Consider the following 24,533-nt stretch of genomic DNA (forward strand, 5'->3'; position numbering starts at 1 on the left):
CGCTCTCCGGCCGGCGTCGGGACGAGCTCAGGAGATGACGTCGCGCAGCGCCGCCGCGAGCCGGAGCGGGTCGTGGACACCCGGCTCGCCCCGGGCCGCCACGGGGGCGACGACGAGCTCGGCCCCGAGCTCGGCGGCCGCAGCCCGCAGGGACGCCCCGTCGGGGACGACGCTCGGGTCGGCGAGGACGACGTCGAGCCGCAGGTCGGGGGCGTTGGCGGCAAAGGAGGCGAGGTGGTCCTCGGCCCGGAAGTCGCGGGTCTCGCCCTTGTGCACCTCGAGGTTGAGGTTGAGCAGTCGCTTGGCCGGCGTCGAGACGAGGGCGTCGACGAGGGCGGGGACGAGCAGGTGCGGCATGACGGACGTGAACCACGACCCGGGCCCGAGCATCACCCAGTCGGCGTCGCGGACGGCCGAGAGGGCCTCGTGGCACGGCTCGGGGCAGGTGGGCACGATGCCGATCGACGACACGATGCCCGGTGACGACGCGACGCGGTGCTGCCCCCGCACCTCGACGGTGTCGTCGGGACGGGCGGGGTCGTGGCCTCGGATCTCGGCCACGATCTCGAGCGGCTCGGCCGCCATCGGCAGCACCCGCCCCCGCGCGCCGAGCAGGCGACCCACGAGGTCGAGCCCCTGCACGGTGTCGCCGAGCAGCTCCCAGATCGAGACGATCATGAGGTTGCCGAGTGCATGACCCCTGAGGTCCCCGGTGCCGGCGAAACGGTGCTGCAGCACGTCGCGCCAGGTGTGGCCCCAGTCGCTGTCGTCGCACAGCGCGGACAGCGCCATCCGCAGGTCGCCGGGGGGCAGCACGTCGAACTCCTCGCGCAGCCGCCCGCTCGAGCCGCCGTCGTCGGCCACCGTGACGACGGCGGTGACGTTGTCGGTGAGCAGGCGCAGGGCGGTGAGCGCCGCGGCCAGGCCGTGGCCACCGCCGAGCGCGACGATGCGTCGGTGGTGCGGAGAGCCGAGGGGAAGGCGTGGGGTCGTCACCGCGTTGGTCCCGGTCACTCCCGACCCAGGTCGCGGTGGACGACGAACGTGTCGACGCGGTCGCGCCCGCCGAGCCGCTCGCTCAGCGCTTCGGCGATCGCGACGGACCGGTGCTTGCCGCCCGTGCAGCCGACGGCCACCGTGACGTAGCGACGCCCCTCGCGGACGTAGCCGTCGATCATCGTGTCGAGCAGGTCACCGGCGCGGTCGAGGAACTCGTCGGCGCCCTCCTGCTTCATGACGAACTCGCTGACGGGCGTATCGCGTCCGGTCAGCGCCCGCAGCTCGGGAACCCAGTAGGGGTTGGGCAGGAAGCGCATGTCGAAGACGACGTCGGCGTCGAGCGGCAGGCCGTACTTGAAGCCGAACGACATCACGGCGATGCGCAGCTGCACGCGCCGGTCACCGGCGAAGAGCGAGGAGAGCTTGGCGCTCAGCTGGTGGACGTTGAGTCCAGAGCTGTCGATGACGACGTCTGCGGACGAGCGCAGGTCGAGGAGCAGCTCGCGCTCGCGCTGGATGCCGTCGAGGAGTCGACCGTCGCCCTGGAGCGGGTGCGGTCGGCGCACGCTCTCGAAGCGGCGCACGAGGGCCTCGTCGGTCGCGTCGAGGAAGACGAGGCTCGGACGCTCGCCGCGCTCTCGGGCCGCACCGATCGCCCCCTCGAGCTGGGCGAACCAGCCGCGCGAGCGGACGTCGACGACGACGGCGACCTGCTGGAGATGGGCCTCCGGGTGCTGGGCACGGGCCTCGTCGCGCAGCTCGGCGAGGTGCGTGAGCAGCTGCGGCGGCAGGTTGTCGACGACGAGCCAGCCGAGATCCTCGAGGACGTTGGCGGTGGTGCTGCGGCCGGCCCCGCTCATCCCGGTGACGATGACGATCGGAGCATCGGCCAAGGGCGTCTGCGGTGTGCGCCCGGTGTCGGCGGTCATTCGAGGACTTCTCCCGTCGTGAGGTTCACGGCTGGCTCCTGGGGTGCTCCCTCAGCCAAGTGGTTGACGACGGCCGAGGCAAGCGACCGGCCGAAGCCCGGTACGGCCATGATGTCCGTTGTGTCCGCCGAGCGAAGGCGTTTGACCGAACCGAAGTGGCGCAGCAGCGCCTTCTGTCGGCTGGCGCCGAGCCCGGGTATGCCGTCGAGCTGGGAGGTCGTCATCGCCCTCGACCGCCGCTGGCGGTGGAAGGTGATCGCGAAGCGATGGGCCTCGTCGCGCAGACGCTGGAGCAGGTAGAGGCCTTCGCTCGTGCGCGGCAGGATGACCGGGTGGTCGTCGCGCGGGACCCACACCTCCTCGAGGCGCTTGGCGAGCCCGACGAGCGCGACCTCCTCGATGCCGAGCTCGTCGAGCACCGCCTGGGCGGCGTTGACCTGCGGGAGCCCGCCGTCGACGACGACGAGGCTCGGCGGGTAGGCGAAGCGTCGCGGGCGGCCCGTCTCGGGGTCGATGGGGCCGGAGGCGGACGGCTCGTCGTCGTCATCGGTGGACGACGCGGCCGGCGCGTCCGACGACCCGCCGACGACACCGGTCGACAGGTCGAGGTCGCCGGCTCCCTCGGCGTCCTCGAGGTAGCGCCGGAAGCGACGCATGAGCACCTCGCGCATCGCGGCGGTGTCGTCGACCGTGACCGGCTCGCCGCCCTCGTCACCCGCCGTGGCTCCGCGGACGATGAACCGGCGGTACTCGCTCTTGCGCGCGAGGCCGTCCTCGAACACCACCATCGACGCGACGACGTTGGTGCCCTGCACGTGGCTGACGTCGTAGCACTCGATGCGCAGCGGCGCGTCGTCGAGCCCGAGGTAGTCCTGGAGCTCCTGCAGGGCCTTGCTGCGCAGGGTCAGGTCGCCGGCGCGGGCCACCTTGTGCCGGGCCAGCGACTGCTCGGCGTTGCGCCGGACGGTCTCCATCAGGGTGCGCTTGTCGCCGCGCTGCGGCACCCGGACGCTGACGGCCGAGCCGCGCACCGATGACAGCCACTCGGTGACGGCCTCGACGTCGACGGGGGCGGTCGGGACGAGGACCTCGCGGGGGATGGCGTCGCGCTCGGCGTCGCCGTAGACCTGCAGGAGGAGGTGCTCGACAAGGGTCGGGAGGTCCTCGCTCTCCTTCTCGACGACCCAGCCCCGCTGGCCTCGGATGCGTCCCCCACGGACGTGGAACACCTGGACCGCGGCCTCGAGGTCGTCGTCGGCGAGGGCGAAGACGTCGGCGTCCGTGGCGTCACCGAGCACCACCGCTTGCTTCTCGAGGGCCTTGGTCAGGGCACCGATGTCGTCGCGCAGGCGGGCGGCCTGCTCGAAGTCGAGCTCGGCGGCCGCCTCCTTCATCCGCGTCTCGAGTCGCTTGGCGAAGTGCGTGGTGTTGCCGGCCATGAAGTCGCAGAAGTCCTCGGCGATGGCCCGGTGCTCGTCGGGGGTGACCCGGCCGACGCACGGCGCCGAGCACTTGTCGATGTAGCCGAGCAGGCACGGACGGCCGCTCGCCGTGGCGCGCTTGAACACCCCGGAGGAGCAGGTGCGCACGGGGAAGACGCGCAGCAGCAGGTCGAGGGTCTCGCGGATCGCCCACGCGTGGCCGTGGGGCCCGAAGTAACGGGTGCCCTTGCGCTTGGCGCCGCGCATGACCTGGGCCCGCGGGAACTCCTCGCCCATCGTGACGGCGAGGAAGGGGTAGGACTTGTCGTCGCGGTACTTGACGTTGAAGCGCGGGTCGAACTCCTTGATCCAGGAGTACTCGAGCTGGAGGGCCTCGACCTCGGTGCGCACGACGGTCCACTCGACCGACGCGGCCGTGGTGACCATCGTCGCCGTGCGCGGGTGGAGCGCCGTGATGTCCTGGAAGTAGGACGACAACCGCGGGCGCAGCGACTTGGCCTTGCCGACGTAGATGACCCGGCCGTGCGCGTCGCGGAAACGGTAGACGCCCGGGTCGGTCGGGATCTCCCCCGGCTTCGGTCGGTAGGTCGTCGGGTCCGCCACGCTCCCACCCTATGTCGGGCCACCGACGCTCCCGCAGGGCCTCCTCGCGTATGCCGTGTGCCGGGGGACGCGGGACCCGCCCGCGTGGGCGTCGGGCGGGGACGCATGACGCCCGGCCGACGCCGAGGGGCGCCGACCGGGCGGCAGACGAGGGCGGACTGCTCTCAGCTGACGGTGAACGCGGTGCCGGTGACCGTGATCGTCTTGGCCGTGAGGCCGGTCGGCGCGGGACCGGAGACGCGGTCGCCGGTGGTCGCGTCGAAGTGGCTCTGGTGGCAGGGGCAGATGATCTGTCCGTTCTCGACGGAGCCGACGGTGCAGCCCTGGTGGGGGCACACCGCGTCGAACGCCTTGAAGGTGCCGGCCGTCGGCTGGGTGACGACGGTCATGGTGTCGGGGAAGACGGTGCCGCCGCCGACGGGCACCTCGGACGTCGGGGTGCCGCCCGCCGCAGCAGCACCGCCCGACGAGTCGGCGGAGGCCGTCGGGACGGGTGGGCTGCTGCAGGCCGCCAGTGCCCCGGCGCCGACGACGACGCCGGCGACCCGGAGGACGCCGCGCCGGTCGGTGAGGAGGGAGATGCGGTCACCGAGCCTCGGCTCGGGGCTGGTGGACGGGGTGTCGGAGGTGCTCGTGCTGCTGGTCGGCTCGGTGGTGCTGGAGTGCGTGCGCCGGGTCATGCGTTCCTCTTCCGGGTCGTGGTCGACCTCGTCTTGCTCACGGTGGTGCTCGACGTGGTCTTCTTCGCAGCGGCGGTGGTGGCACCTCCTCGTGCGCGACCGCTCGCCTTCGTCGCCGTCGATGCCTTCGTCGCCGTCGATGCCTTCACGGTGCGCGTCGTCGATGTGCCCGCGCCGACAGTTCGCTGTGAGTCCGCAGAGCCCGCGGACGACGCGACGGCCTTCTTGCCGCGGCCGGTCGCCGGCGTGCGGCCCGTCGTGCGAGCCGTGCGCTCGAGGATGGGCTTGAGGAACCGGCCGGTGTGGCTGGCGGCCACCTCGGCGACGTCCTCGGGCGTGCCCTCGGCGATGACGGTGCCACCGCCGGAGCCGCCCTCGGGCCCCATGTCGATGATCCAGTCGGCGTTCTTGATGACGTCGAGGTTGTGCTCGATGACGATGACGGTGTTGCCCTTGTCGACGAGGCCCTGGAGCACGTCGAGGAGCTTGCGGATGTCCTCGAAGTGCAGGCCGGTGGTCGGCTCGTCGAGGACGTAGATGGTGCGTCCGGTGGACCGCTTCTGCAGCTCGCTGGCGAGCTTGACGCGCTGGGCCTCACCACCGGAGAGGGTGGGCGCCGGCTGGCCGAGGCGCACGTAGCCCAGGCCGACGTCGTTGAGGGTCTTGAGGTGACGCGCGATCGCGGGGACCGCCTCGAAGAACGTGGCGGCCTCCTCGATCGGCATGTCGAGCACGTCTGCGATCGTCTTGCCCTTGAAGTGCACCTCCAGCGTCTCCCGGTTGTACCGGGCCCCGTGGCACACCTCGCACGGGACGTAGACGTCGGGCAGGAAGTTCATCTCGATCTTGATCGTGCCGTCGCCGGAGCACGCGTCACAGCGGCCGCCCTTGACGTTGAAGGAGAACCGGCCCGGCTGGTAGCCGCGCACCTTGGCCTCCGTCGTCTCGGCAAAGAGCTTGCGCATGTTGTCGAAGACGCCGGTGTAGGTCGCGGGGTTCGATCGGGGCGTGCGTCCGATCGGGCTCTGGTCGACGTGGACGACCTTGTCGAGGTGGTCGAGGCCGGTCACGGACTTGTGCCGACCGGGCACGTGGCGCGCTCCGTTGAGCTTGTTGGCGAGGACGTTGTAGAGGATGTCGTTGACGAGGGTCGACTTGCCCGAGCCCGACACCCCGGTGACGGCCACGAGGTTGCCGAGGGGGAAGTCGACCGACACGTTCTGGAGGTTGTTCTCGCGGGCGCCGTTGACGGTGATCTGTCGCCCGTCGTGGCCGCGGCGCACGTCGGGCGAGGGGATCTCACGGCGACCCGAGAGGTACATGCCGGTGAGCGAGTCGGGGTGCTCGAGCAGCCCCTTGACCGTGCCGGAGTGCACGACGTGGCCACCGTGCTCACCCGCGCCCGGGCCGATGTCGACGACCCAGTCGGCCGTCGCGATGGTGTCCTCGTCGTGCTCGACGACGATGAGGGTGTTGCCGAGGTCGCGCAGGCGCGTCAGCGTCTCGATGAGGCGGTGGTTGTCGCGCTGGTGCAGCCCGATCGAGGGCTCGTCGAGGACGTAGAGCACGCCGACGAGGCCGGACCCGATCTGGGTCGCGAGCCGGATGCGCTGCGCCTCGCCGCCCGAGAGGGTGCCGGCCGGGCGGTCGAGCGAGAGGTAGTCGAGCCCGACGTCGAGCAGGAAGCCGAGCCGGGCGTCGATCTCCTTGATGACGCGCTCGGCGATCTGCTGCTCGCGCGAGGTGAAGTCGACGGTGTCGAGGAAGCCGGCCGCCTCGCTGATGGCGAGCCCGCAGACCTCCGAGATGTTCTTGCCGCCGACGAGCACGGCGAGCGACTCGGGCTTGAGCCGCGCCCCCTTGCAGACCGGGCACGGGACCTCGCGCATGAAGCCCTCGTAGCGGTCGCGGCTCCACTCGGAGTCGGTCTCGGAGTGACGGCGCTTGATGAACGGGACGACGCCCTCGAAGCCGGTCGTGTAGGAGCGGTCGCGGCCGTAGCGGTTCTTGTACTTGACGTGGACCTTGTAGTTCTGGCCGTGCAGCAGCGCCTCCTTGGCGCGGGCCGGCAGCGCCCGGAAGGGTGCGTCCATCGAGAACTTCATGTCCTCCCCGAGCGCCCCCATGACGCGCTGGAAGTACTCGGCCGAGCCGGACCCCTGGGCCCACGGCGCGATGGCGCCCTCGGCGAGCGACAGGTCCTCGTCGGGCACGACGAGCTCGGGGTCGACCTCGAGCTCGGTGCCGATGCCGGTGCACTCGGTGCACGCGCCGAACGGCGAGTTGAACGAGAAGGACCGCGGCTGGATCTCGTCCATGCCGAGCGGGTGGTTGTTGGGGCAGGCCATCTTCTCGGAGAAGCGGCGCTCGCGGTCCTTGTCCTTGGCGTCGCGGTCGACGAAGTCGATGATGACGACGCCGCCGGCCAGCCCGAGGGCGGTCTCGACGGAGTCCGTCAGGCGACGCTTGGAACCGCTGTCGTCACCCTTGGCCACGAGACGGTCGACGACGACCTCGATGGTGTGCTTCTTCTGCTTCTCGAGGGTGGGCGGCTCGGTGAGGGAGACCACCTCGCCGTCGACGCGGGCACGCGAGAAGCCCTTGGTCTGCAGCTCGGCGAAGAGGTCGACGAACTCACCCTTGCGGCCCTGCACGACGGGGGCGAGCACCTGGAAGCGCGTGCGGTCCTCGAGCGTGAGGAGCTGGTCGACGATCTGCTGCGGCGACTGCCGGGTCACGGGCTCACCGCACACCGGGCAGTGCGGCCGCCCGGCGCGGGCGAAGAGGAGACGCAGGTAGTCGTAGACCTCGGTGATGGTGCCGACCGTCGAGCGCGGGTTGCGGTTGGTCGACTTCTGGTCGATGGAGACCGCGGGCGAGAGGCCCTCGATGAAGTCGACGTCGGGCTTGTCCATCTGTCCGAGGAACTGCCGGGCGTAGGCCGACAGCGACTCGACGTAGCGACGCTGCCCCTCGGCGAAGATCGTGTCGAAGGCGAGGCTCGACTTGCCCGACCCCGAGAGCCCCGTGAAGACGATGAGGCTGTCGCGTGGGAGGTCGACGGACACGTCGCGCAGGTTGTGCTCGCGGGCGCCGCGGACGACGAGGGAATGGGCGTTGCCGGTGGGCGTAGCAGTCACGCGCAACATGCTAGGTGGGGTCACTGACAGTCCCCCCATCGGCGGCTCAAGGCTGGACACGACACCGGACGTACCCGCCCCGCCACGCCCTCGGGCGACAGGAGCGCCCGACCCGGCAGGACGGCATACTCGCAGTCATGAGTGAGCACGTGCCCACCCCGATCGAGGACTACGCCGTGCTCGGCGACCTCGGCACCGCCGCCCTCGTCAGCCTCAAGGGGTCGGTCGACTGGCTGTGCCTCCCCCGTTTCGACTCGCGCGCGTGCTTCTCGGCGCTGCTCGGCACGCCGGACCACGGCCGCTGGCTCATCACGCCGGTCGACCCGGACGCCGTGACGACCCGCCGCTACGTCGGCAACTCGTTCGTCCTCGAGACGATCCACGAGACGCCCACGGGCCGGGTCCGCGTCACCGACGTCATGCCCCTCGGCGACGGGCGGTCCGACCTCCTGCGCCGCATCGAGGGCGTCGACGGCACGGTCCGGATGGTCCACGAGTGGACGGTGCGCTTCAACTACGGCCGCACCCGCCCGTGGGTGATGCGCCACACCGAGGACCGCGAGGACCACACCGACGAGATCATCACGGCGATCGCCGGCCCCGACATGCTCGTCCTGCGCGGCGCGCGGCTCCCCCACGCCCAGGACGGCCACCACGTCGACGAGTTCGACGTCGTCGCCGGCCAGACCTTCACCTTCTCGACGACGTGGTTCCGCAGCCACGAGGAGATCCCGCCGCCGCTGCGCGTGCGCGCCCGAATCGAGGAGACGATCGCGCTGAGCGAGGAGTACGCCTCCCGCAGCGACTACGTCGGCCCCTACGAGGAGGCGGTCACGCGCTCCCTGCTCGTGCTGCGCGGCCTGACCCACCAGTCGACCGGTGGGATCGTCGCCGCCGCCACGACGTCGCTGCCCGAGGAGCTCGGTGGCGAGCGCAACTGGGACTACCGCTTCTGCTGGCTGCGCGACGCCGCGCTGACGCTCGAGGCGCTGCTCGGCTGCGGCTACGTCGAGGAGACCGAGCTGTGGCGGGCGTGGCTGCTGCGCGCCGTCGCCGGTGACCCCGAGGACATGCAGATCATGTACCGCGTCGACGGCGGCCGTGACCTCCCGGAGCGGGTCCTCGAGCACCTGCCCGGGTATGCCGCGTCGCGTCCCGTGCGCGTCGGCAACGCGGCCGTCGAGCAGCGCCAGACCGACGTGCTCGGCGAGGTGATGATCTCGCTCGACCATGCGCGGTCGAAGGGACTCGAGGAGAACGACGACTCGTGGCACCTGCAGCGGGCGCTGGTCAACCACCTCGCCCAGCACTGGGAGGAGGCCGACAACGGCCTGTGGGAGATCCGGGGCCCCCTGCGGCACTTCACGCACTCGCGCGTCATGGTGTGGGCCGCCTTCGACCGTGCGATCCGCGCCGTCGAGCAGCACGGCGTCGAGGGTCCGGTCGACCACTGGCGCGAGCTGCGCGACCAGGTGCGCGAGGAGGTCACGACGAAGGGCTTCGACACCGAGCGCAACACCTTCGTCCAGCACTACGACACGACCGAGGTCGACGCGTCGCTGCTGACGCTGTCGTCGATCGGCTTCGTCGACGGTGACGACCCGCGGATGCTCGGCACCATCGCGGCCGTCGAGTCCGACCTGCTGCGCGAGGGTCTCGTCATGCGCTACCGCACCGACAGCGGCGTCGACGGCCTGGCCGGCGACGAGCACCCGTTCCTCGCGTGCTCCTTCTGGCTCGTGACCGCCTACGCGAAGGCGGGTATGACGACGGAGGCCACCGAGCTGATGGACCGGCTCGTGGGCCTGACCAACGACGTCGGACTGCTCTCGGAGGAGTACGACCCGATCGCGAAGCGCATGGTGGGCAACTTCCCGCAGGCGTTCTCGCACCTGACGCTCGTCGGCGCCGCCCTCGCTCTCGCGAAGGCGTCCGGCACGGCGTCCGACACGGAGACCGAGAAGCAACCCGGGAGGGCAACGGCATGAGGCACGCCGACGTGACACCCGCGCTCGTCGCGGCCGAGACGGGCCGGCTGGTCGAGACGGCCGCCTGCTTCCGCAACGACGCGGTGCTCGGCCCGTCGCTCTGCGAGGGGTGGTCGCGCGGCCACGTGCTGGCGCACCTCGCACGCAACGCCGACGCCCTCGTGCGGGTGTGCGACGTCGCCCTGACCGGCACCGCCGACACGATGTACGACGACGTCGAGTCGCGGGACGCCGACATCGAGCGCGGCGCCCGACGCTCCGCACACGACCACGCGACCGACATCCGTGACTCGGCGGCGCGTCTGGCCGAGCGTCTCGACGCCCTGCGTCCCGAGCACGCCGACGTCCATGTCGAGCGCACCCCGGGCGGCTTCCCGATCCCCGTCCGGATGGTGCCGTTCATGCGGCTGCGCGAGGTCGTCTACCACCACGTCGACCTCGACGCGGGCTACACCTTCGCGAGCGCCCCGGACGAGGTCGTGGCGCTCCTCGTCCGCGACGCGGCGAACCGCCTCGCCCACGACGACGCCCCGCCGTCGCTCCACCTCGCCACGGCCGAGGGCGACGAGCACGTCGTCGGCGGTGGTGAGACGCGCGTGACCGGCGCCGCCGCCGACGTGCTGCTGTGGCTCGCCCGAGGGCGCACCGACGGCGTGCGCTTCGACGGTCCCGTCCCGACCCTGCCCTTCGGAGGCTGACCATGAGGCACGCACCCGACGACGCCTACACCGGGCACGTCACCGCCGCAGGCCCGGCCGGGGTGCGGGAGCTCCCCGCCCTGACGATCCGCAAGCTCGAGGTCGGCGACTTCGGCAACAACGCCTACCTGCTGACCTGCCGCGCCACGGGCGCGCAGCTGCTCGTCGACGCCGCCAGCGAGCCCGACCGCCTGCTCGAGCTCGTCTCCGCCGGAGGCGGCGGGCTCGACACCGTCGTCACGACCCACCTGCACCACGACCACGTCGGCGCGCTCGCCGAGGTCGTCGCCGCCACGGGCGCCCGCACCGTGGCCGGCGCCGACGACGCCGACGGCCTGCCCGTCCCCGTCGACGAGCGCGTCACCCAGGGCGACACGGTCACGGTCGGCGACGTCACCCTCGACGTCGTGCACCTGCGCGGCCACACGCCCGGCTCGATCGCGCTCGCCTACGCCGACCCGGCGGGCCACACGCACCTCTTCACCGGCGACAGCCTCTTCCCCGGTGGCATCGGCAACACGAAGAACCCCGGCCAGAGCTTCGAGTCGCTCATCGAGGACGTCACGACCCGCGTCTTCGACGTCTATGACGACGAGACGTGGTTCTACCCCGGCCACGGCGACGACTCGACCCTGGGCGCCGAGCGCCCGCACCTCGGCGAGTGGCGCGCCCGCGGCTGGTGACCGGCTGAGCCCGCGGGACGGCATACGTCCTCGGTGACGACCCGATGGCGTATGCCGTCCGGCGCGCCGGGTGCTCAGGGCGCGGGTGCGTCGGGGGCGCGGACGGGCAGGCGGACCCGCAGGCGGGTGTCGCCCGGCCGGGACTCGATCTCGATCGACCCGCCGTGGCGCTCGACGACGATGCGGTGGGCGATGTCGAGGCCGAGCCCGGTGCCGCGGCCGACGTCCTTCGTCGTGTAGAACGCCTCGAAGGCCCGTTGCTGCACCTCCGGGCTCATGCCGGCACCGGTGTCCCTCACCTCGACGACGACGGCCTCCCCGTCCGGCCGTGTCGTCACCGTCAAGGTGCCGACGCCGTCCATCGCGTCGACGGCGTTGTCGACGAGGTTGGTCCAGACCTGGTTGAGCTCGCCCGGCATCCCGTCGACGAGCGGCACGTCGCTCCCCCAGTCGCGCACCACCGTGACGCCCGGACGAAGCCGTGGCCCCATGACGAGCAGCGTGCTCTCGAGACCCTCGCGGACGTCGACCCGCTGGTGCGAGGCGCGGTCCATCTGCGAGTAGGACTTGATGCCGGCGACGAGCTCGGACACGCGCCGGGTCGACTCGCGCACCTCCGTGAGCAGCGACGCCACGTCGATGGTGCGGGCCACCCAGCCGAGCGAGGCTCCGAGGCCGTCGACCGGTGACGCGGCCGCGGCGCGCTCCACCCAGCCGACGTCCGCGCCGGCCGAGACGAGGGACGCCGCGAGCTCCCACGGTCGGTCCACCCCCGCACGGTCCAGCCACTCCCCCAGCTCCTCCTCGAGGTCGGCCGTCTCGAGCGGGTCGGGCAGCGTCGTCGGCGGCTCGAGCTCGCGCCGCAGGGCGTCGAGCTCACCGAACTGGGCCGCGGTGACGCCGGCGGTCGCCATCTGGCGCAGCGCCTCGAGCAGACCGTCGCAGGCGCGCTCGAGCTCGGCGGACGAGCGGGCCGCGGCGGCGGCGGGGTTGTTGATCTCGTGGGCGAGGCCGGCTGCGAGCGTCCCGAGCGTCACGAGCCCGCTGCGCTGGCGGGCCGTCGCCTCGATGGACCGGGCCGTGCCGTAGAGGCCGGCGACGAGGTGTGCGGCGAAGGGGAACCAGACGTTGGCCAGCTCGTGCAGCCGCTCGGCCGGGACCCGCAGCAGCCGCCCGGGGGCGACGCCCCGCGCCGTCGCCAGGTAGACGCCGTGCTCGTCCCAGGCCCGGAAGCCCCCGGCCCAACGCCCCGGCACGTCCATCCGGCCGACGACGACGTCCTCGCGACCGATGTGGCGCGAGAGGTCGAGCGTCCCGTCGACGACGACCCACCAGAAGTCGGCACGGTCCCCCTCGAGCCAGACCACCTCCCCGGGGACGATCGGCACCTCGGCGCCACCGTCGAGCAGCTCCGCGAGCTGGGCGTCGTCCAGCCCGTCGAAGAGCGGCACCGTCCGGAGGTCGGAGAGCTCGAGCATCGGGTGTCCCGTCTGTGCGGCCGGTCAGATCGTGGCGAGGTAGCGGTGGACGAAGTAGACGGACATCGAGCCCTCACCGACGGCGGAGGCCACCCGCTTCATCGAGTCCGAGCGCACGTCGCCGGCGGCGAAGACTCCCGGCAGGCTCGTCTCGAGCGCGAACGGCGGGCGCGTGAGCGTCCACCCGTGCGCGCGGGGTCCGGTGACGAGGTCGTGACCGGTGACCACGAAGCCGTGGTCGTCGCGCATGACGTCGCCACCGAGCCAGTCGGTGCGGGGCGATGCGCCGATGTAGACGAAGAGCCAGTCGGCAGCGACCTCCGTCGGGGCTCCGGTGTGCCGGTCCGAGAGCGTCAGCCGCTCGAGGTGGCCGTCGCCGTCCGCGGCGACGACCTCGGTGCGGCACAGGACGCGGATGCGCTCGTCGGCACGGATCCTCTCGACGAGGTACTGGGACATGCTCGCCTCGAGCGACTCGCCACGGACGACGAGCGTGACGCGGCGGGCATGACGCGCGAGGTTGAGGACCGCCTGTCCCGCGGAGTTGGCGGCACCGACGACGTAGACCTCGTCACCGGCGCAGGCCGCGGCCTGGCCGGCGTTGGACCCGTAGTGCACGCCGCGCCCGGCGAGCGCGTCGATGCCCGCAGCCTCCAGCCGCCGGTAGGACACACCGGTCGCGAGCACGACGCTGCGCGCCTCGATGTCGTCGGCGCCGTCGAGCCGGACCGCCCGGACGGGACCCCGCTGCTCGAGCGCCACGACGTCACGCGCGAGGACCATCTCGGCCCCGAAGCGGCGGGCCTGGGCGATCGCACGCTGCGCGAGGTCGGCGCCGGACAGACCTCGCGGGAAGCCGAGGTAGTTCTCGATCGCGGCGCTCTGCCCCGCCTGGCCGCCGGGCGCGTCGTGCTCGACGATGACGGTGCTGAGGCCCTCGGACGCGGCGTAGACCGCGGCGGCGAGGCCGGCCGGACCGCCCCCGACGATGCAGAGGTCGTAGAGGTCGCGCTCGGCGCGGGTGCGCAGTCCGAGGGCTGTCGCGACAGCCACCGGTGTCGGGGCGCGGAGCGTGTCGCCGTCGGGCACGAGCACGAGCGGCAGGTCCTCGGGCCCGGCGTCCGCGAGGTCGCGCAGGCGCGCGCCCTCCTCGTCCCGCTCGACGTCGAGCCAGACGTACGGCACGTGGTTGTTGGCGAGGAAGGTCTTGACGAGGTCGCTGGCGTCGGACCACCGGTGCCCCACGACACGGACCTCGTTCGTCTGCTCCGGGTGGGCGTTGTGCCAGTCGGAGAGCAGGTCGTCGACGACGGGGTAGAGCCGGTCCTCGGGAGGGTCCCACGGCTTGAGGAGGTAGTGGTCGAGCCCGATGTCGTTGATCGCCGAGATCGCGACGTCGGTGTCCGCGTAGGCTGTGAGCAGCAGCAGCTTGGCGTCCGGGACGTCGAGGCGCACCCTGGCCAGCAGCTCGATACCGGTCATCCCCGGCATGCGCTGGTCGGACGCGACGAGCGCGAGGGGCTGGCCGCGCAGGACGAGACGGGCCACGAGGTCGAGCGCCTCGGCGCCCGACGAGGCGCGCAGGATGCGGTGCTCGGCGCCGTACCTGGCCCGCAGGTCCCTCGCGATCGCCGCCGAGACCGGCGCGTCGTCGTCCACGGTGATGATCGCCGGTCTGGCCACGCGCCCAGCGTACGAGCGGGACCCGGCGTTCGGGAGGGAGTCGCCGTGGTTCAACCGAGCGGGGTGAGAGCCACGAAACGGGCGCGTCGGGGCATGCCGTGACGAAAGGGACCGTCAGCCTGACGCCGCTCCCGCGCGACCTCCGGCTGCTGGAGCCCTCGGGCTACTGGGCGTCCTCGAGGTCCGACGTCGCGTCCGGGTCGAACTCCGCGATGAGCGACTCGAGCTCGGACCGGAGGAAGTCGATGTCGGCCGGCACGTTGGTCATGAGGATGTGACGCCTCGGGTTGCCGGCGACCGAGAGGCCGACGCCGAGCCGTGACCGACCGTGGCGGTCGCGCCACGCGCGCTCGAGCCGGGGCCCACCGGTCCAGTCGACGGGCGCGTGCAGCCAGCCCTGGACGTCGACGAGGTCGCCGTCGGGGCTGTGACGTCGGTTCTTCGGGGGATCGAATCCCTCCAGGGTGATTCGCTCTTCCATAGTCCTGACGGTACGGGTCCGGGGGCCCGCGGACCAGTACCTCGCGCAGGTCCACACCGATTCGAGAGGGAAGTGACAGCGAGGTGTCAGGCAGCGCGACACCGGGCACAGACCGGAAGCCGTGCGAAGCAGCCAGCCGGTCCTCACGTCGGAGCGGGCCACGGCACACCTCTGCGGCAGGTGACGGTGGGCGGCCGGTCCGTGCACGTCGCGGGGCCCAGTGCCTGGCCGGCCTGAGCGAGCGCCGGAGCGTGGTGCGAGGATGACGGGCGTGAGCTCGTCCGCCGCCGCCAACGCCCTCAACGCCGTCAGTGCCACCCACCTCGTCCGCGTCCCCGTGACGACCGTCTGGACCGGTCCCGGGAGCCCGCGCCCCGTCGACGGCCCCGCCGTCGCCGACGAGCCCGACGTCGCGGCGTGGCTGGCCGCCCTCGACACGCATGCCGCCGACGACGAGTCAGGCCGAGGCCGCCTCGGCCTGCACGGGCGCGTCGAGTCGCAGCTGCTCGCCGGTGAGCCCGTCGAGGTGACGGAGACCGACGAGTCCGGTGCCTGGTCCCACGTCGTCGCCCCGTGGCAGCTCTCTCCCGAGGACGCCCGCGGCTACCCCGGCTGGGTGCGCTCGGCCCACCTGTCGCCCGTGACCGACGACGTGGTGCAGGGACCCGTGCCGACGCTCGACCCCCGCGAGGGCGGAGCGACCCACCCCGCGGTCGCCGAGGCGCGTCGCCACCTCGGCCTGCCCTACCTGTGGTCGGGCGTCTCCCCGCTCGGCTTCGACTGCTCGGGTCTCGTGCTGCACACGTGGCGCCTCCTCGGCGTCGTCGTGGCGCGCGACGCGTACGCCCAGGCGGAGTTCGCATCGCCCGTCGAGCTCGACGCGGTGCAGGCGGGCGACCTCTACTTCTTCGCGCGACCCGGTCGACGCATCCACCACGTCGGCATCGTCGTGCGCCCCGGTCGCATGGTCCACGCCTCCGAGACCGGCGGCGTCCTCGTCGAGGAGGACCTGCCCGCCGACCGCGTCGCCACCCTCGTCGCCGCCGGGCGCCTGCCGATGCCGTGAGCGTCGACCACCGCACCGCTCCCCTGCTCGTCCTCGGCGGCGTCGTCTCCGTCCAGTTCGGTGGCGCCTTCGCCGCCACCCTCGTGCCACGGATCGGCGCACCCGGCTCCGTGCTGCTGCGCCTGTTCTTCGCGATGGTCATCCTCTATGCCGTCGCGCGGCCCTCCTGGCGCGGACGCAGCCGGTCCGACTGGGGCACCGTCGTGCTCTTCGGGCTCGCGCTCGCCGCGATGAACACCTCGTTCTACGCCTCGCTGGCGCACCTGCCCATCGGCGTCGCCGTGACGATCGAGTTCCTCGGGCCCCTCGGCCTCGCCGCCGCCCTCAGCCGTCGCCCGCGTGACATCCTCGCCGTCGCCGCTGCGGCCCTCGGCGTCGTGCTCGTCTCCGGGGTGCTGCACACGTCGTGGGACCGGCTCGACCTCGTCGGTGTCGGGTTCGCGGCGCTCGCCGGAGTCATGTGGGCGGCCTACATCGTCCTCAGCCAGCGCACCGGCAAGGCGTTCGGAGGGCTCGACGGGCTCGCCCTCGCCCTCATCGTGTCGACGGTCGCGGTCGCCCCGCTCGGGCTCACGTCCATCGACCTCTGGACGCCCCGGGACGTCGCCCTGGGCCTCGGCATCGCCGTGCTGTCGTCGGTGCTGCCCTACTCCCTCGAGCTCGTCGCCCTGCGCCACCTCGCGCAGCGGGTGTTCGGCATCCTGCTCAGCCTCGAGCCGGTCGTCGCCGCGCTCGCCGGGTTCGTCGTCCTCGACCAGGTGCTCGACCGTGGGCAGGTGGCCGGCATGGCGCTCGTCGTGCTCGCCAGCGTCATCGTGCTAGGTGCCCAGACCCGTCCCGAGTCGCCGGACGCCGCGATGGGCCCGGGCTGATGGAGGCGGGTCGATGACGCGTGGTCCCGGGGGCTTGACCTCCAGTCCGCATGAGGTCCTACGGTCGCCGGATGACCTCGAGCACGATGCGTCCTGACGCCGGCGCGACCGTCCCCGACGCGGGGGGCGGCATCCTGGCCCCGGCGCTGCGGGCCACGACCATCGGCGTGATCGCCCTCGTGTCCCTGCACGCCTTCGAGGCGCTCGCGCTGACGACGGTCATGCCGACGATCGCCCGCGACCTCGACGGCGCCTCGCTCTACGCGATGGCCTTCACGGCGACGCTCGCGTCGGGGATCGTCAGCATCGTCTGGTCCGGCAACCTCGCCGACCGCCGTGGACCACGGCCTCCCCTGCTCCTCGGACTCGTGCTCTTCGCCACCGGCCTCGTGGTCGCGGGACTCGCGCCATCGATGGGCGTCCTCGTCGCGGCGCGCGTCGTACAGGGCCTCGGCGCGGGCATGACGAGCACCGCGCTCTACGTCCTCGTGACCCGCGTCTACCCGCAGCGCCTGCACACGGCGATCCTCGCCGGCTTCTCGGCAGCGTGGGTCGTGCCGTCGATCGCGGGACCGTTCGTCGCCGGCCTCATCACCCAGACGATCGGATGGCGCTGGGTCTTCGGGCTGGCGCTCGTCGTCCTCGTCGTCGCGGCCGTGCTGCTCGGCCGCATCATCACCGGGCTGCGGCAGGACCTCGTCGACGTGCCGTGGCGGTGGCGGTCGATCGTCGCGTCCGTCGTGCTGGCCCTCGCCGTCCTCGGCCTCAACGCGGTCGCCGACCGGCTCGACCCCCTCGGCGTCACCCTCGCGGTGCTCGCCCTCGTCGTCGTGGGCCTCACCCTGCTGCCGCTCACACCGCGCGGTACGTTGCGGGCCGCGCGTGGGCTGCCGACCGACATCGCGCTGCGCGCGCTCGCCTTCGCGGCCTTCAGCGGTGCCGAGGTCTATCTGCCACGCCTGCTCACCGAACGCGACGGGCTGAGTCCTAGCCTCGCCGGGGTCGCCCTCACGGTCACCGGTGTCACCTGGTTCGCCGGCTCGTGGGTCCAGGGGCGGTGGGACCGCCACTTCGAGATCGGTCGCACGGCGGCGTTCTCGCTCGCCGCGATCGCGCTGACGCTGGTGGCGCTCGCCGCCGCGGTGGCGCTCGCCGCACCCACGTGGGTCGTCATCGCGCTCTTCCCCGTCGTGGGCCTCGGGATCGGGACGCTCTACCCTCGCGTCACCGCCCAGGCGCTCTCACGGGCCGGAGCCACCGAGCAGGGCTTCGTCAGCTCGGCCCTGCAGATCGGCGACTCGTCGGGCGCCGCGACCGCGATCGCCGTGTCGGCCATCGTCTTCGCCGGGGCAGGATCAGCCGTACCGAACGCGTATGCCGCCGTCTTCGCGGTCATGGCCGTCCCCGCCCTGCTCGGCTGGGTGGTCGCCCACCGCGTCCGCTGACACCCCGTCCTGCCGTGTTGGTCCGAGGGCTGCAGACCCGCGAAGCGCACGCCCGTGGGGCAGCAGGACGGGCCGTCGTCATGGGACTGACGGGTGCCAGCGCCGACCCGTGACGAGCTGTTCGAGGCTGGCCAGCCTCCGCGTGAGCAGCTGCCCGGGGAGGTTCGACTCGTCGCCGGTGAGGGCGAGCAGGATGTCGGAGACGAGGAAGGTCGCCTGCCGGACCTCGCACTCCCTCCGGAGAGCTGAACCCGAGATTCCAGCCGCCTCGGCGACCACGTCCATGACGGCCGCCTCGTGCTCGCCGCTGAACGAGACGAGGAAGAAGTAGTCGTCCAGCGGGTCGCCGAACCTCGCCCACTCGAAGTCGAGCAGGGCGGTGAGGTCGCCGTCGCTGGCGAGCCAGTTCTCCCAGTAGCAGTCGGCGTGCACGGGCACATCGGTGCGAGCTGCTCGAGGCGCCCCTTCGGCGACCGACACGAGTCCGTGGACGAGTGCCCGGTCGACGACGCGGTGGCGATCGGCCGCGACGAGCTGCTCGACCAGACCGAGGAGCTCGTCTCGCGTCGTGAAACCACCGTGGTCGAGTGGCTGCCGCAGGATCTCGGCCACGTCATCGGGAGGTCGCCAACGGTGCAGGACAGCGAGCCGCTCCATGGCTTGCTCGGCCAGTGACCGAGCGGTCGCGACGTCGACGCCCGGCAGTCCCGCACCGGGGGTGACACCCGGCGCTCGGCGGTAGCAGGCGAACTGGACGGAACGTCCGTCGAACGAGCGGGCTCCGCCGGCGAGCAGCTGGGGGGTGAGGCCCGGAGACAGATGGCCGGCCAGACGGATCTCCCGGTCCAGCCGCGAGTGCTCCGCCAGCTTCACGACGACGTCCCGTCCGACGAACACCCGCCTCGACTGGCTCTCGACGGGGATCAGCGGCCCTGCGGGGCGCCCCAGCTCGGTCTCGACGATCGACTCAGCCATCTCGCGCGGATCGAGACGTTGGGTCATCCGGCGTCCTTCCGACGGCGTCGGTCCAGGACTCCCCGGAGGCTCCAGTGGACGACACGCCCGTCAGCATGCCGACTGCGGCCGGTGGGCTGGGCCGGGTCACTCCGTCCTCTCGGGTGTGCGGTGCGGAGCGTCCTGGCTCGTGGCCCAGCTGATGAGGAACTGCAGGGCTTCGGCAGAGGCCGTGCCGGGTTCCACGGTGTAGGTGATGATCGTGAGGCCGTCGTCGCCGGGCAGCTCCAGCGCCTCACCGGTGAGCTCCAGGTCTCCGACGATCGGGTGGTGCATCCGTTTCGTCGACGTGCGGTGGAGCCGGACGGTGTGGCTGGCCCACCAGGTGCGGAACTCCTCACTGCGAGTGGAGAGCTCACCGACGAGGTCCGTCAGCCCGCGGTCATACGGGTTGTGGCCCGCCTGCAGCCGCAGGGAGGCGACGACGTCCTTGGCGACCGCCGACCAGTCGGCGTAGAAGTCCCGTGAGCGGTCGTCGAGGAACAGGTAGCGCGCGAGGTTGGGGTGCGTGGCGTCGGCGGTATAGAGGTCGGACAGCAGGGCTCGTCCGAACTGGTTGACACCGAGCAGGTCGAGGCGGTTGTTGCGGACGTACGCCGGCGCCGAGAGCGAGTCGAGGATGCGCTGGACGCCCGGCCGCAGCTGCTGCTTGGTGGTGGGGCGACGGCGCCGGCTGCCGCTGTTGGCCGCCCGTGCGAGGTCGAACAGATGCACGCGCTCGGACTCGTCGAGCTTGAGCGCTGCCGCCACGGCCTCCAGGACCGACTCGGACACCCCGGAGAGGTTGCCCCGCTCGAGCCGCGTGTAGTAGTCGGTGCTGACGTCGGCGAGCATGGCGACCTCCTCGCGTCGCAGGCCCTTGACCCGACGGTTGCTCCCGTAGAGCGTCAGGCCGGCCTGGTCGGGGGTGAGACGCGCCCGGCGTGAGGTCAGGAAGTCGCGCACTTCGGCCCTGTTGTCCATGCCTCGACCGTACGGTGCCGGCCCGCGCCCGAGGAGGGTCTGGCGTTACCTGTGACGGGCAGTGCTCGGAGCGGGAAACCGCGCACCAGCGCGACGAGAGGGGTAACACCAGCCCCTCCCTCGCGCAGAGCCCCACGCCTACGGTCGGTCACATGACCACTCTGCAGCTGAACAACCAGGTCGAGATGCCCGCCATCGGGCTGGGGGTCTTCCAGACCCCTCCGGACGAGACCCGTGCCGCCGTCGCGGCTGCGCTGGAGACGGGCTACCGCCACATCGACACTGCCGCCGCCTACGGCAACGAGCGCGAGGTCGGCGACGCCGTCCGCAGCTCCGGTGTGCCCCGCGACGACATCGTCATCGAGACGAAGATCTGGATCAGCGACTACGGCTACGACGAGACCCTGCACGGCTTCGACAAGAGCGCCGGCAAGCTGGGCGTCGAGCAGATCGACCTGCTCATCCTGCACCAGGCCCTCCCCTCGGCATTCGACCAGACGCTCGAGGCGTACCGGGCGTTGGAGACGCTCCTCGCGGACGGCAAGGTGCGCGCCATTGGCGTCAGCAACTTCATGGTCGAGCACCTCACCGCCCTTCTCGAGAAGGCGACGGTCGTGCCCGCGGTCAACCAGATCGAGCTGCACCCCTACTTCCAGCAGAAACCGGTCCAGGAGCTCGGCGCGCAGCACGGATCCTCACGCAGGCGTGGTCCCCCATCGGTGGCATCACGTTCTACCGCGACGGCAAGCACGGCAGCACCCTCCAGGACCCGGTCATCGGCGTCATCGCCGAAGCGCACGACAAGACGCCCGCCCAGGTGATGCTGCGATGGCACCTGCAGCAGGGCCGCTCCGCCATTCCCAAGTCCACCAAGCCCCAGCGGATCGCGGAGAACTTCGACGTCTTCGACTTCGACCTGACCCCCGACGAGCTCGCGGCCATCGACGCCCTCGACACCGGTCAGCGGGGCGGCCCCGAACCGGCCGACATCACCCTGGAGTCCTTCGGGCGCCCCATCCCCGAGACCTGAGCCCCCGGCCCTCCTCCGACCACGAACGAGAGAGCACCACGCATGACCACGACACCCCAGTCCACCGAGACCGGCAGGGTCGCCGTCGTCACCGGCGCCTCCTCCGGCATCGGCGCCGCCACCGCGCGCACCCTCGCCGCGGCCGGCTACCGCGTTGCCCTGCTGGCCCGGCGCACCGACCGGATCGACGCCCTCGCCCGCGAGCTCGGCTCCGCCGCCCTCGCCATCCAGGCCGACGTGACCGATCGCGCCAGCCTGCTCGCAGCAGCGGACCGGGTGCAGGACGAGCTCGGCGGCGCAGCCGTGCTCGTCAACAACGCCGGGGTCATGCTGCTCGGCCCGTTCAGCGCCGACCAGCGCGACGACTACCGCCAGATGGTCGAGGTCAACCTGCTCGGCGCCATCACCGCCACCGAGGTGTTCCTCGACCAGCTCACGACCGCCGGCTCGAGCAGTGCGGGCGGCGACATCATCAACATCTCCTCCGTCGCCGGACGCACCGCCCGCGCCGGCAACGGCGTCTACGCAGCCACGAAGTGGGGCCTCAACGGGTGGTCCGAGTCCCTCCGCCAGGAGCTGCTGCCCGACGTGCGCGTCACGCTCATCGAGCCCGGCGTCGTCGCCACCGAGCTGCCCACGCACATCACGCACGCGGAGACCCGCGAGGGGGTCGGCAGGCTCTACGACCAGGCCGAGGTCACGGCCGAGGACATCGCGGAGGTCATCGCCTTCGCTCTCAGCCGGCCGCGGCGCCTCGCCATCAACGAGATCCTCGTACGACCCGCCGGCCAGCTCTGAAGGCCGACGACCCCACACGCCTGACCCGACCAAGGAGAACCACATGCAGACACGCACTCTCGGCACCCGAGGCCTCGAGGTCTCCGCACTCGGTCTCGGGTGCATGGGCATGAGCCAGTCATTCGGTCCGCGACCGCCACGGGACGAGATGATCACGTTCCTCCGTGCCGCGGTCGACCGCGGCGTCACCCTCTTCGACACGGCCGAGGTCTACGGTCCGTTCCACAACGAGGAGCTCGTCGGCGAGGCGCTCCAACCGGTGCGCAATGACGTCATCATCGCCACCAAGTTCGGGTTCGCGTTCGACGAGAACGGCAGGCAGACCGGCGTGACCAGCAGGCCCGACCACATCCGCACCACCGTCGACGGCTCCCTGCGGCGCCTGCGCACCGACGCGATCGACCTGCTCTACCAGCACCGGGTCGACCCGGAGGTCCCCATCGAAGAGGTCGCCGGAGCCGTCAAGGAGCTCATCGAGGCCGGCAAGGTGCACCACTTCGGCCTGTCCGAGGCGGGTGTCCAGACGATCCGGCGCGCCCACGCCGTGCAACCCGTCACGGCGCTGGAGAGTGAGTACTCGCTCTTCTGGCGCGAGCCCGAGGACGCGATCCTGCCTGCCTTGGACGAGCTCGGCATCGGCTTCGTCCCCTTCAGCCCCCTCGGACGCGGCTTCCTCACCGGTCAGGTCACCGCTGCGACCGAGTTCGGCGAGGGGGACATCCGCGCGACGCTCCCACGCTTCGAGCCAGAGGCGCTGCAGGCCAACCTCGCCCTCGTCGACCTCGTCAGGACGGTCGCCGAACGCAGGAGCGCGACGGTCGGGCAGATCGCCCTCGCGTGGCTCCTTGCGCAGCGACCGTGGATCACGCCGATCCCCGGGACGCGACGCCTCGAGCGGCTCGACGAGAACCTGGCGTCCGCCGACCTCGAGCTCACCGCGTCGGACCTCGCTGAGCTCGACCGCGCGTCAGCGACCGTCCAGGTCCAGGGAGACCGATATCCCGAAGCCATGCAACGGATGATCGACCGCTGACCGCGCCTCGGGGCGTCGACCGTCTCGCCACCCTGCGAGAAGGGCGGCGAACGGGTCACCGGCGCGCACGTCGTGACGGCCTGCGGCTCGCCCTCGTCACCTGAGCCCGTGTGGGTAGGTTGGCGGGCAGGTTTCGAGTCGTGGGAGGCAGCATGGCCATCGGGGCGGACGAGTTCTACGCGGTCGCGTCCAGCGATGACTGGCGGCTGACCTTCGAGGGTGCGTTGGCGCACTACGTGTGTCCCGACGCGCGGAGACGAGTCGAGTTCGCCGGGCGGGTGGTGGATCTGGAGCCGGGGGGCTACGGGCCCGATCTGGAGCTGCGGGCGACCGGCGTCACGGTGCGGCTGGCGTCCTCGTTCGACGCCGGTGGCCTGCCCGAGGCGGCCGCTGGTCTGGCGGCTTCGGTCTCCGAGATCGCGGAGGAGCTCGGCCTGCCCGCGGACGTCGAGCACCTGCAGGCGATGCAGATCGCGGTGGACGGCGGGATGGACGCCATTCCGTTCTGGCAGGCCGTCACGGGATACGACCAGGTTGGCGACGCCGACCTCGTCGACCCCCTCGGCCGCGCTCCGGGCGTGTGGAACCAGGCCGTGAACGACGGCCGGGACGCACCGGCACGCATCCACCTCGACGTCAGCGTGTCGGCCGACGAGGCTGCCCGGCGCATCGACGCCGCCCTGAGGGCGGGTGGTCGCGTCGCGGACGACTCGCACGCCCCGCACTGGATCACGTTGGCCGACCCGTCAGGGAACCTCGTCGACATCGCGGCCTGGCCCGACCTGCCGTGACTGCGGCCTGACCGCGGCTTGATCGGAGGCGATGACACGTTCGACCCATGGTCGGGCGTGCCCGTCCTCACCGCGCGGCACCGTGAGTGCCACCCCCCCGCTCGCACCAGGCTTCCACGCGCCTGCTTCCGGTTGGGTCACTCGCCCGCGAGCTCGGCCGCGATGTCGACATGGCCTGCGTGCCGGGAGTACTCGACGAGTACGTGGAAGCAGATCCACTCGAGCGTCGGCGGATCCTGCCCGAAGCGCCCTCCCGCGGCTGCGCGCTCGTCCAACGGGTGGTCCCGGATGATGGCGCTGGTCCGCCGGCCGAGCGCCCGAAGCCGGTCCGCCAGGTCTTCCGCGGTCACGTCGTCGGCTACGCGCCAGCGCGCGGCGACCTTGGTCTCGTCGCTGTCGTCCGCGGTCCACGGCTCGGGCAGGTTCCAGTCGCCCCAGGGCTGTTGGACGTCCTCGCCGAGGAACCCCCACACGAACCACCGCCGCTCCATGTGCAGCACGTGACTGAGCAGCTCGATCGGCGTCCAGCCGCTCGCCACGCGTGAGGTGCGCTGCTCCTGCGCGGACAGCGACAGGACCGAGGCGATGACCTCCTCGCGGACCCACGCGAGGTAGTCCGCCCACCGTTGCCCACCAGGCGGTCCGCTCTTCGTCGGCTCAGAAGGACTCGCGCTCGCCGCCTCGCCATTGCTCACGCTGCCGAGGCTAGACGCCGCC

The 24,533-nt window shown here is 71.9% G+C and carries 20 protein-coding genes and 1 pseudogene; 10 read left to right on the forward strand and 11 right to left on the reverse strand.

What is annotated here, in order from left to right:
• Window positions 1-27: 27 nt before the first annotated feature.
• The 5 genes from yvcK to uvrA all read right to left on the reverse strand — a co-directional run bounded on the left by yvcK (window position 28) and on the right by uvrA (window position 7,802).
• Complete coding sequence (gene yvcK / locus ASG96_RS13980) at window positions 28-1,014, reverse strand: uridine diphosphate-N-acetylglucosamine-binding protein YvcK (protein WP_157610840.1); 987 nt, start codon at window positions 1,012-1,014, stop codon at window positions 28-30.
• Window positions 1,011-1,928 (reverse strand): RNase adapter RapZ, encoded by a 918-nt coding sequence (gene rapZ / locus ASG96_RS13985; protein ID WP_057588241.1) that lies wholly within the window; start codon window positions 1,926-1,928, stop codon window positions 1,011-1,013. The genes yvcK and rapZ overlap by 4 nt, the downstream gene beginning before the upstream one ends.
• On the reverse strand, window positions 1,925-3,973 hold the full coding sequence (gene uvrC / locus ASG96_RS13990) for an excinuclease ABC subunit UvrC (RefSeq protein WP_057588242.1): 2,049 nt from the start codon (window positions 3,971-3,973) through the stop codon (window positions 1,925-1,927). The genes rapZ and uvrC overlap by 4 nt, the downstream gene beginning before the upstream one ends.
• A 164-nt stretch (window positions 3,974-4,137) precedes the next feature.
• Window positions 4,138-4,653: a Rieske (2Fe-2S) protein gene (locus ASG96_RS13995; RefSeq protein ID WP_082591775.1), complete on the reverse strand. Its 516-nt coding sequence runs from the start codon at window positions 4,651-4,653 to the stop codon at window positions 4,138-4,140.
• Window positions 4,650-7,802 (reverse strand): excinuclease ABC subunit UvrA, encoded by a 3,153-nt coding sequence (gene uvrA, locus ASG96_RS14000; protein ID WP_057588243.1) that lies wholly within the window; start codon window positions 7,800-7,802, stop codon window positions 4,650-4,652. The genes ASG96_RS13995 and uvrA overlap by 4 nt, the downstream gene beginning before the upstream one ends.
• A gap of 128 nt (window positions 7,803-7,930) precedes the next feature.
• Here uvrA and ASG96_RS14005 point away from each other — a divergent pair, with 128 nt between their 5' ends.
• From ASG96_RS14005 to ASG96_RS14015, 3 genes are read left to right on the forward strand one after another with little or no spacing between them, the layout of a single operon-like run.
• On the forward strand, window positions 7,931-9,781 hold the full coding sequence (locus tag ASG96_RS14005) for a glycoside hydrolase family 15 protein (RefSeq protein WP_057588244.1): 1,851 nt from the start codon (window positions 7,931-7,933) through the stop codon (window positions 9,779-9,781).
• On the forward strand, window positions 9,778-10,479 hold the full coding sequence (locus tag ASG96_RS14010) for a maleylpyruvate isomerase family mycothiol-dependent enzyme (protein ID WP_057588245.1): 702 nt from the start codon (window positions 9,778-9,780) through the stop codon (window positions 10,477-10,479). Before ASG96_RS14005 ends, ASG96_RS14010 begins: the two co-directional genes overlap by 4 nt.
• A 2-nt stretch (window positions 10,480-10,481) precedes the next feature.
• Window positions 10,482-11,162 (forward strand): MBL fold metallo-hydrolase, encoded by a 681-nt coding sequence (locus tag ASG96_RS14015; protein WP_057588246.1) that lies wholly within the window; start codon window positions 10,482-10,484, stop codon window positions 11,160-11,162.
• Between the two features lie 74 nt (window positions 11,163-11,236).
• Here ASG96_RS14015 and ASG96_RS14020 read toward each other — a convergent pair whose 3' ends face one another.
• The 3 genes from ASG96_RS14020 to ASG96_RS14030 all read right to left on the reverse strand — a co-directional run bounded on the left by ASG96_RS14020 (window position 11,237) and on the right by ASG96_RS14030 (window position 14,804).
• A complete protein-coding gene (locus tag ASG96_RS14020) occupies window positions 11,237-12,640 on the reverse strand; it encodes an ATP-binding protein (protein ID WP_057588247.1) in 1,404 nt (467 codons plus the stop codon).
• Between the two features lie 24 nt (window positions 12,641-12,664).
• On the reverse strand, window positions 12,665-14,323 hold the full coding sequence (locus ASG96_RS14025; RefSeq protein WP_057588248.1) for an FAD-dependent oxidoreductase: 1,659 nt from the start codon (window positions 14,321-14,323) through the stop codon (window positions 12,665-12,667).
• 163 nt (window positions 14,324-14,486) lie between these two features.
• Window positions 14,487-14,804, reverse strand: a complete 318-nt coding sequence (locus ASG96_RS14030; RefSeq protein WP_056757184.1) for a hypothetical protein — start codon at window positions 14,802-14,804, stop codon at window positions 14,487-14,489.
• 271 nt (window positions 14,805-15,075) lie between these two features.
• On the opposite strand from ASG96_RS14030, the gene ASG96_RS14035 reads away from it, so the two are divergent.
• The 3 genes from ASG96_RS14035 (at window position 15,076) to ASG96_RS14045 (ending at window position 18,187) form a co-directional block, all read left to right on the forward strand.
• Window positions 15,076-15,870 carry a C40 family peptidase gene (locus tag ASG96_RS14035; RefSeq protein ID WP_200962684.1) on the forward strand — a complete coding sequence of 265 codons (795 nt, stop codon included), beginning with the start codon at window positions 15,076-15,078 and terminating at the stop codon, window positions 15,868-15,870.
• Window positions 15,867-16,742 (forward strand): DMT family transporter, encoded by an 876-nt coding sequence (locus ASG96_RS14040; protein WP_056757187.1) that lies wholly within the window; start codon window positions 15,867-15,869, stop codon window positions 16,740-16,742. The genes ASG96_RS14035 and ASG96_RS14040 overlap by 4 nt, the downstream gene beginning before the upstream one ends.
• 71 nt (window positions 16,743-16,813) lie before the next feature.
• Window positions 16,814-18,187, forward strand: coding sequence for an MFS transporter (locus tag ASG96_RS14045; RefSeq protein ID WP_056757190.1), 1,374 nt, complete (start codon window positions 16,814-16,816; stop codon window positions 18,185-18,187).
• Window positions 18,188-18,265: 78 nt separating this feature from the next.
• Here ASG96_RS14045 and ASG96_RS14050 read toward each other — a convergent pair whose 3' ends face one another.
• Window positions 18,266-19,189 (reverse strand): phosphotransferase family protein, encoded by a 924-nt coding sequence (locus ASG96_RS14050; protein WP_057588250.1) that lies wholly within the window; start codon window positions 19,187-19,189, stop codon window positions 18,266-18,268.
• A gap of 99 nt (window positions 19,190-19,288) precedes the next feature.
• Window positions 19,289-20,164, reverse strand: a complete 876-nt coding sequence (locus ASG96_RS14055; RefSeq protein WP_057588251.1) for a helix-turn-helix transcriptional regulator — start codon at window positions 20,162-20,164, stop codon at window positions 19,289-19,291.
• Window positions 20,165-20,316: 152 nt separating this feature from the next.
• Between ASG96_RS14055 and ASG96_RS14060 the strand changes: the two are divergent.
• The 4 genes and pseudogenes from ASG96_RS14060 (at window position 20,317) to ASG96_RS14075 (ending at window position 23,816) form a co-directional block, all read left to right on the forward strand.
• Window positions 20,317-21,194, forward strand: a pseudogene (locus ASG96_RS14060) (aldo/keto reductase).
• Window positions 21,195-21,236: 42 nt separating this feature from the next.
• Window positions 21,237-21,992: an SDR family oxidoreductase gene (locus ASG96_RS14065; protein ID WP_057588252.1), complete on the forward strand. Its 756-nt coding sequence runs from the start codon at window positions 21,237-21,239 to the stop codon at window positions 21,990-21,992.
• Between the two features lie 43 nt (window positions 21,993-22,035).
• Complete coding sequence (locus tag ASG96_RS14070; protein WP_057588253.1) at window positions 22,036-23,025, forward strand: aldo/keto reductase; 990 nt, start codon at window positions 22,036-22,038, stop codon at window positions 23,023-23,025.
• A gap of 140 nt (window positions 23,026-23,165) precedes the next feature.
• On the forward strand, window positions 23,166-23,816 hold the full coding sequence (locus ASG96_RS14075) for a VOC family protein (protein ID WP_057588254.1): 651 nt from the start codon (window positions 23,166-23,168) through the stop codon (window positions 23,814-23,816).
• A 137-nt stretch (window positions 23,817-23,953) separates the two neighbouring features.
• On the opposite strand, the gene ASG96_RS14080 is transcribed toward ASG96_RS14075, so the two are convergent.
• Window positions 23,954-24,511: a DUF664 domain-containing protein gene (locus tag ASG96_RS14080; protein WP_056757207.1), complete on the reverse strand. Its 558-nt coding sequence runs from the start codon at window positions 24,509-24,511 to the stop codon at window positions 23,954-23,956.
• Window positions 24,512-24,533 lie beyond the last annotated feature (22 nt).

Origin of the sequence: Terrabacter sp. Soil810, assembly GCF_001429645.1 — a bacterium.
GTDB lineage: Bacteria > Actinomycetota > Actinomycetes > Actinomycetales > Dermatophilaceae > Terrabacter.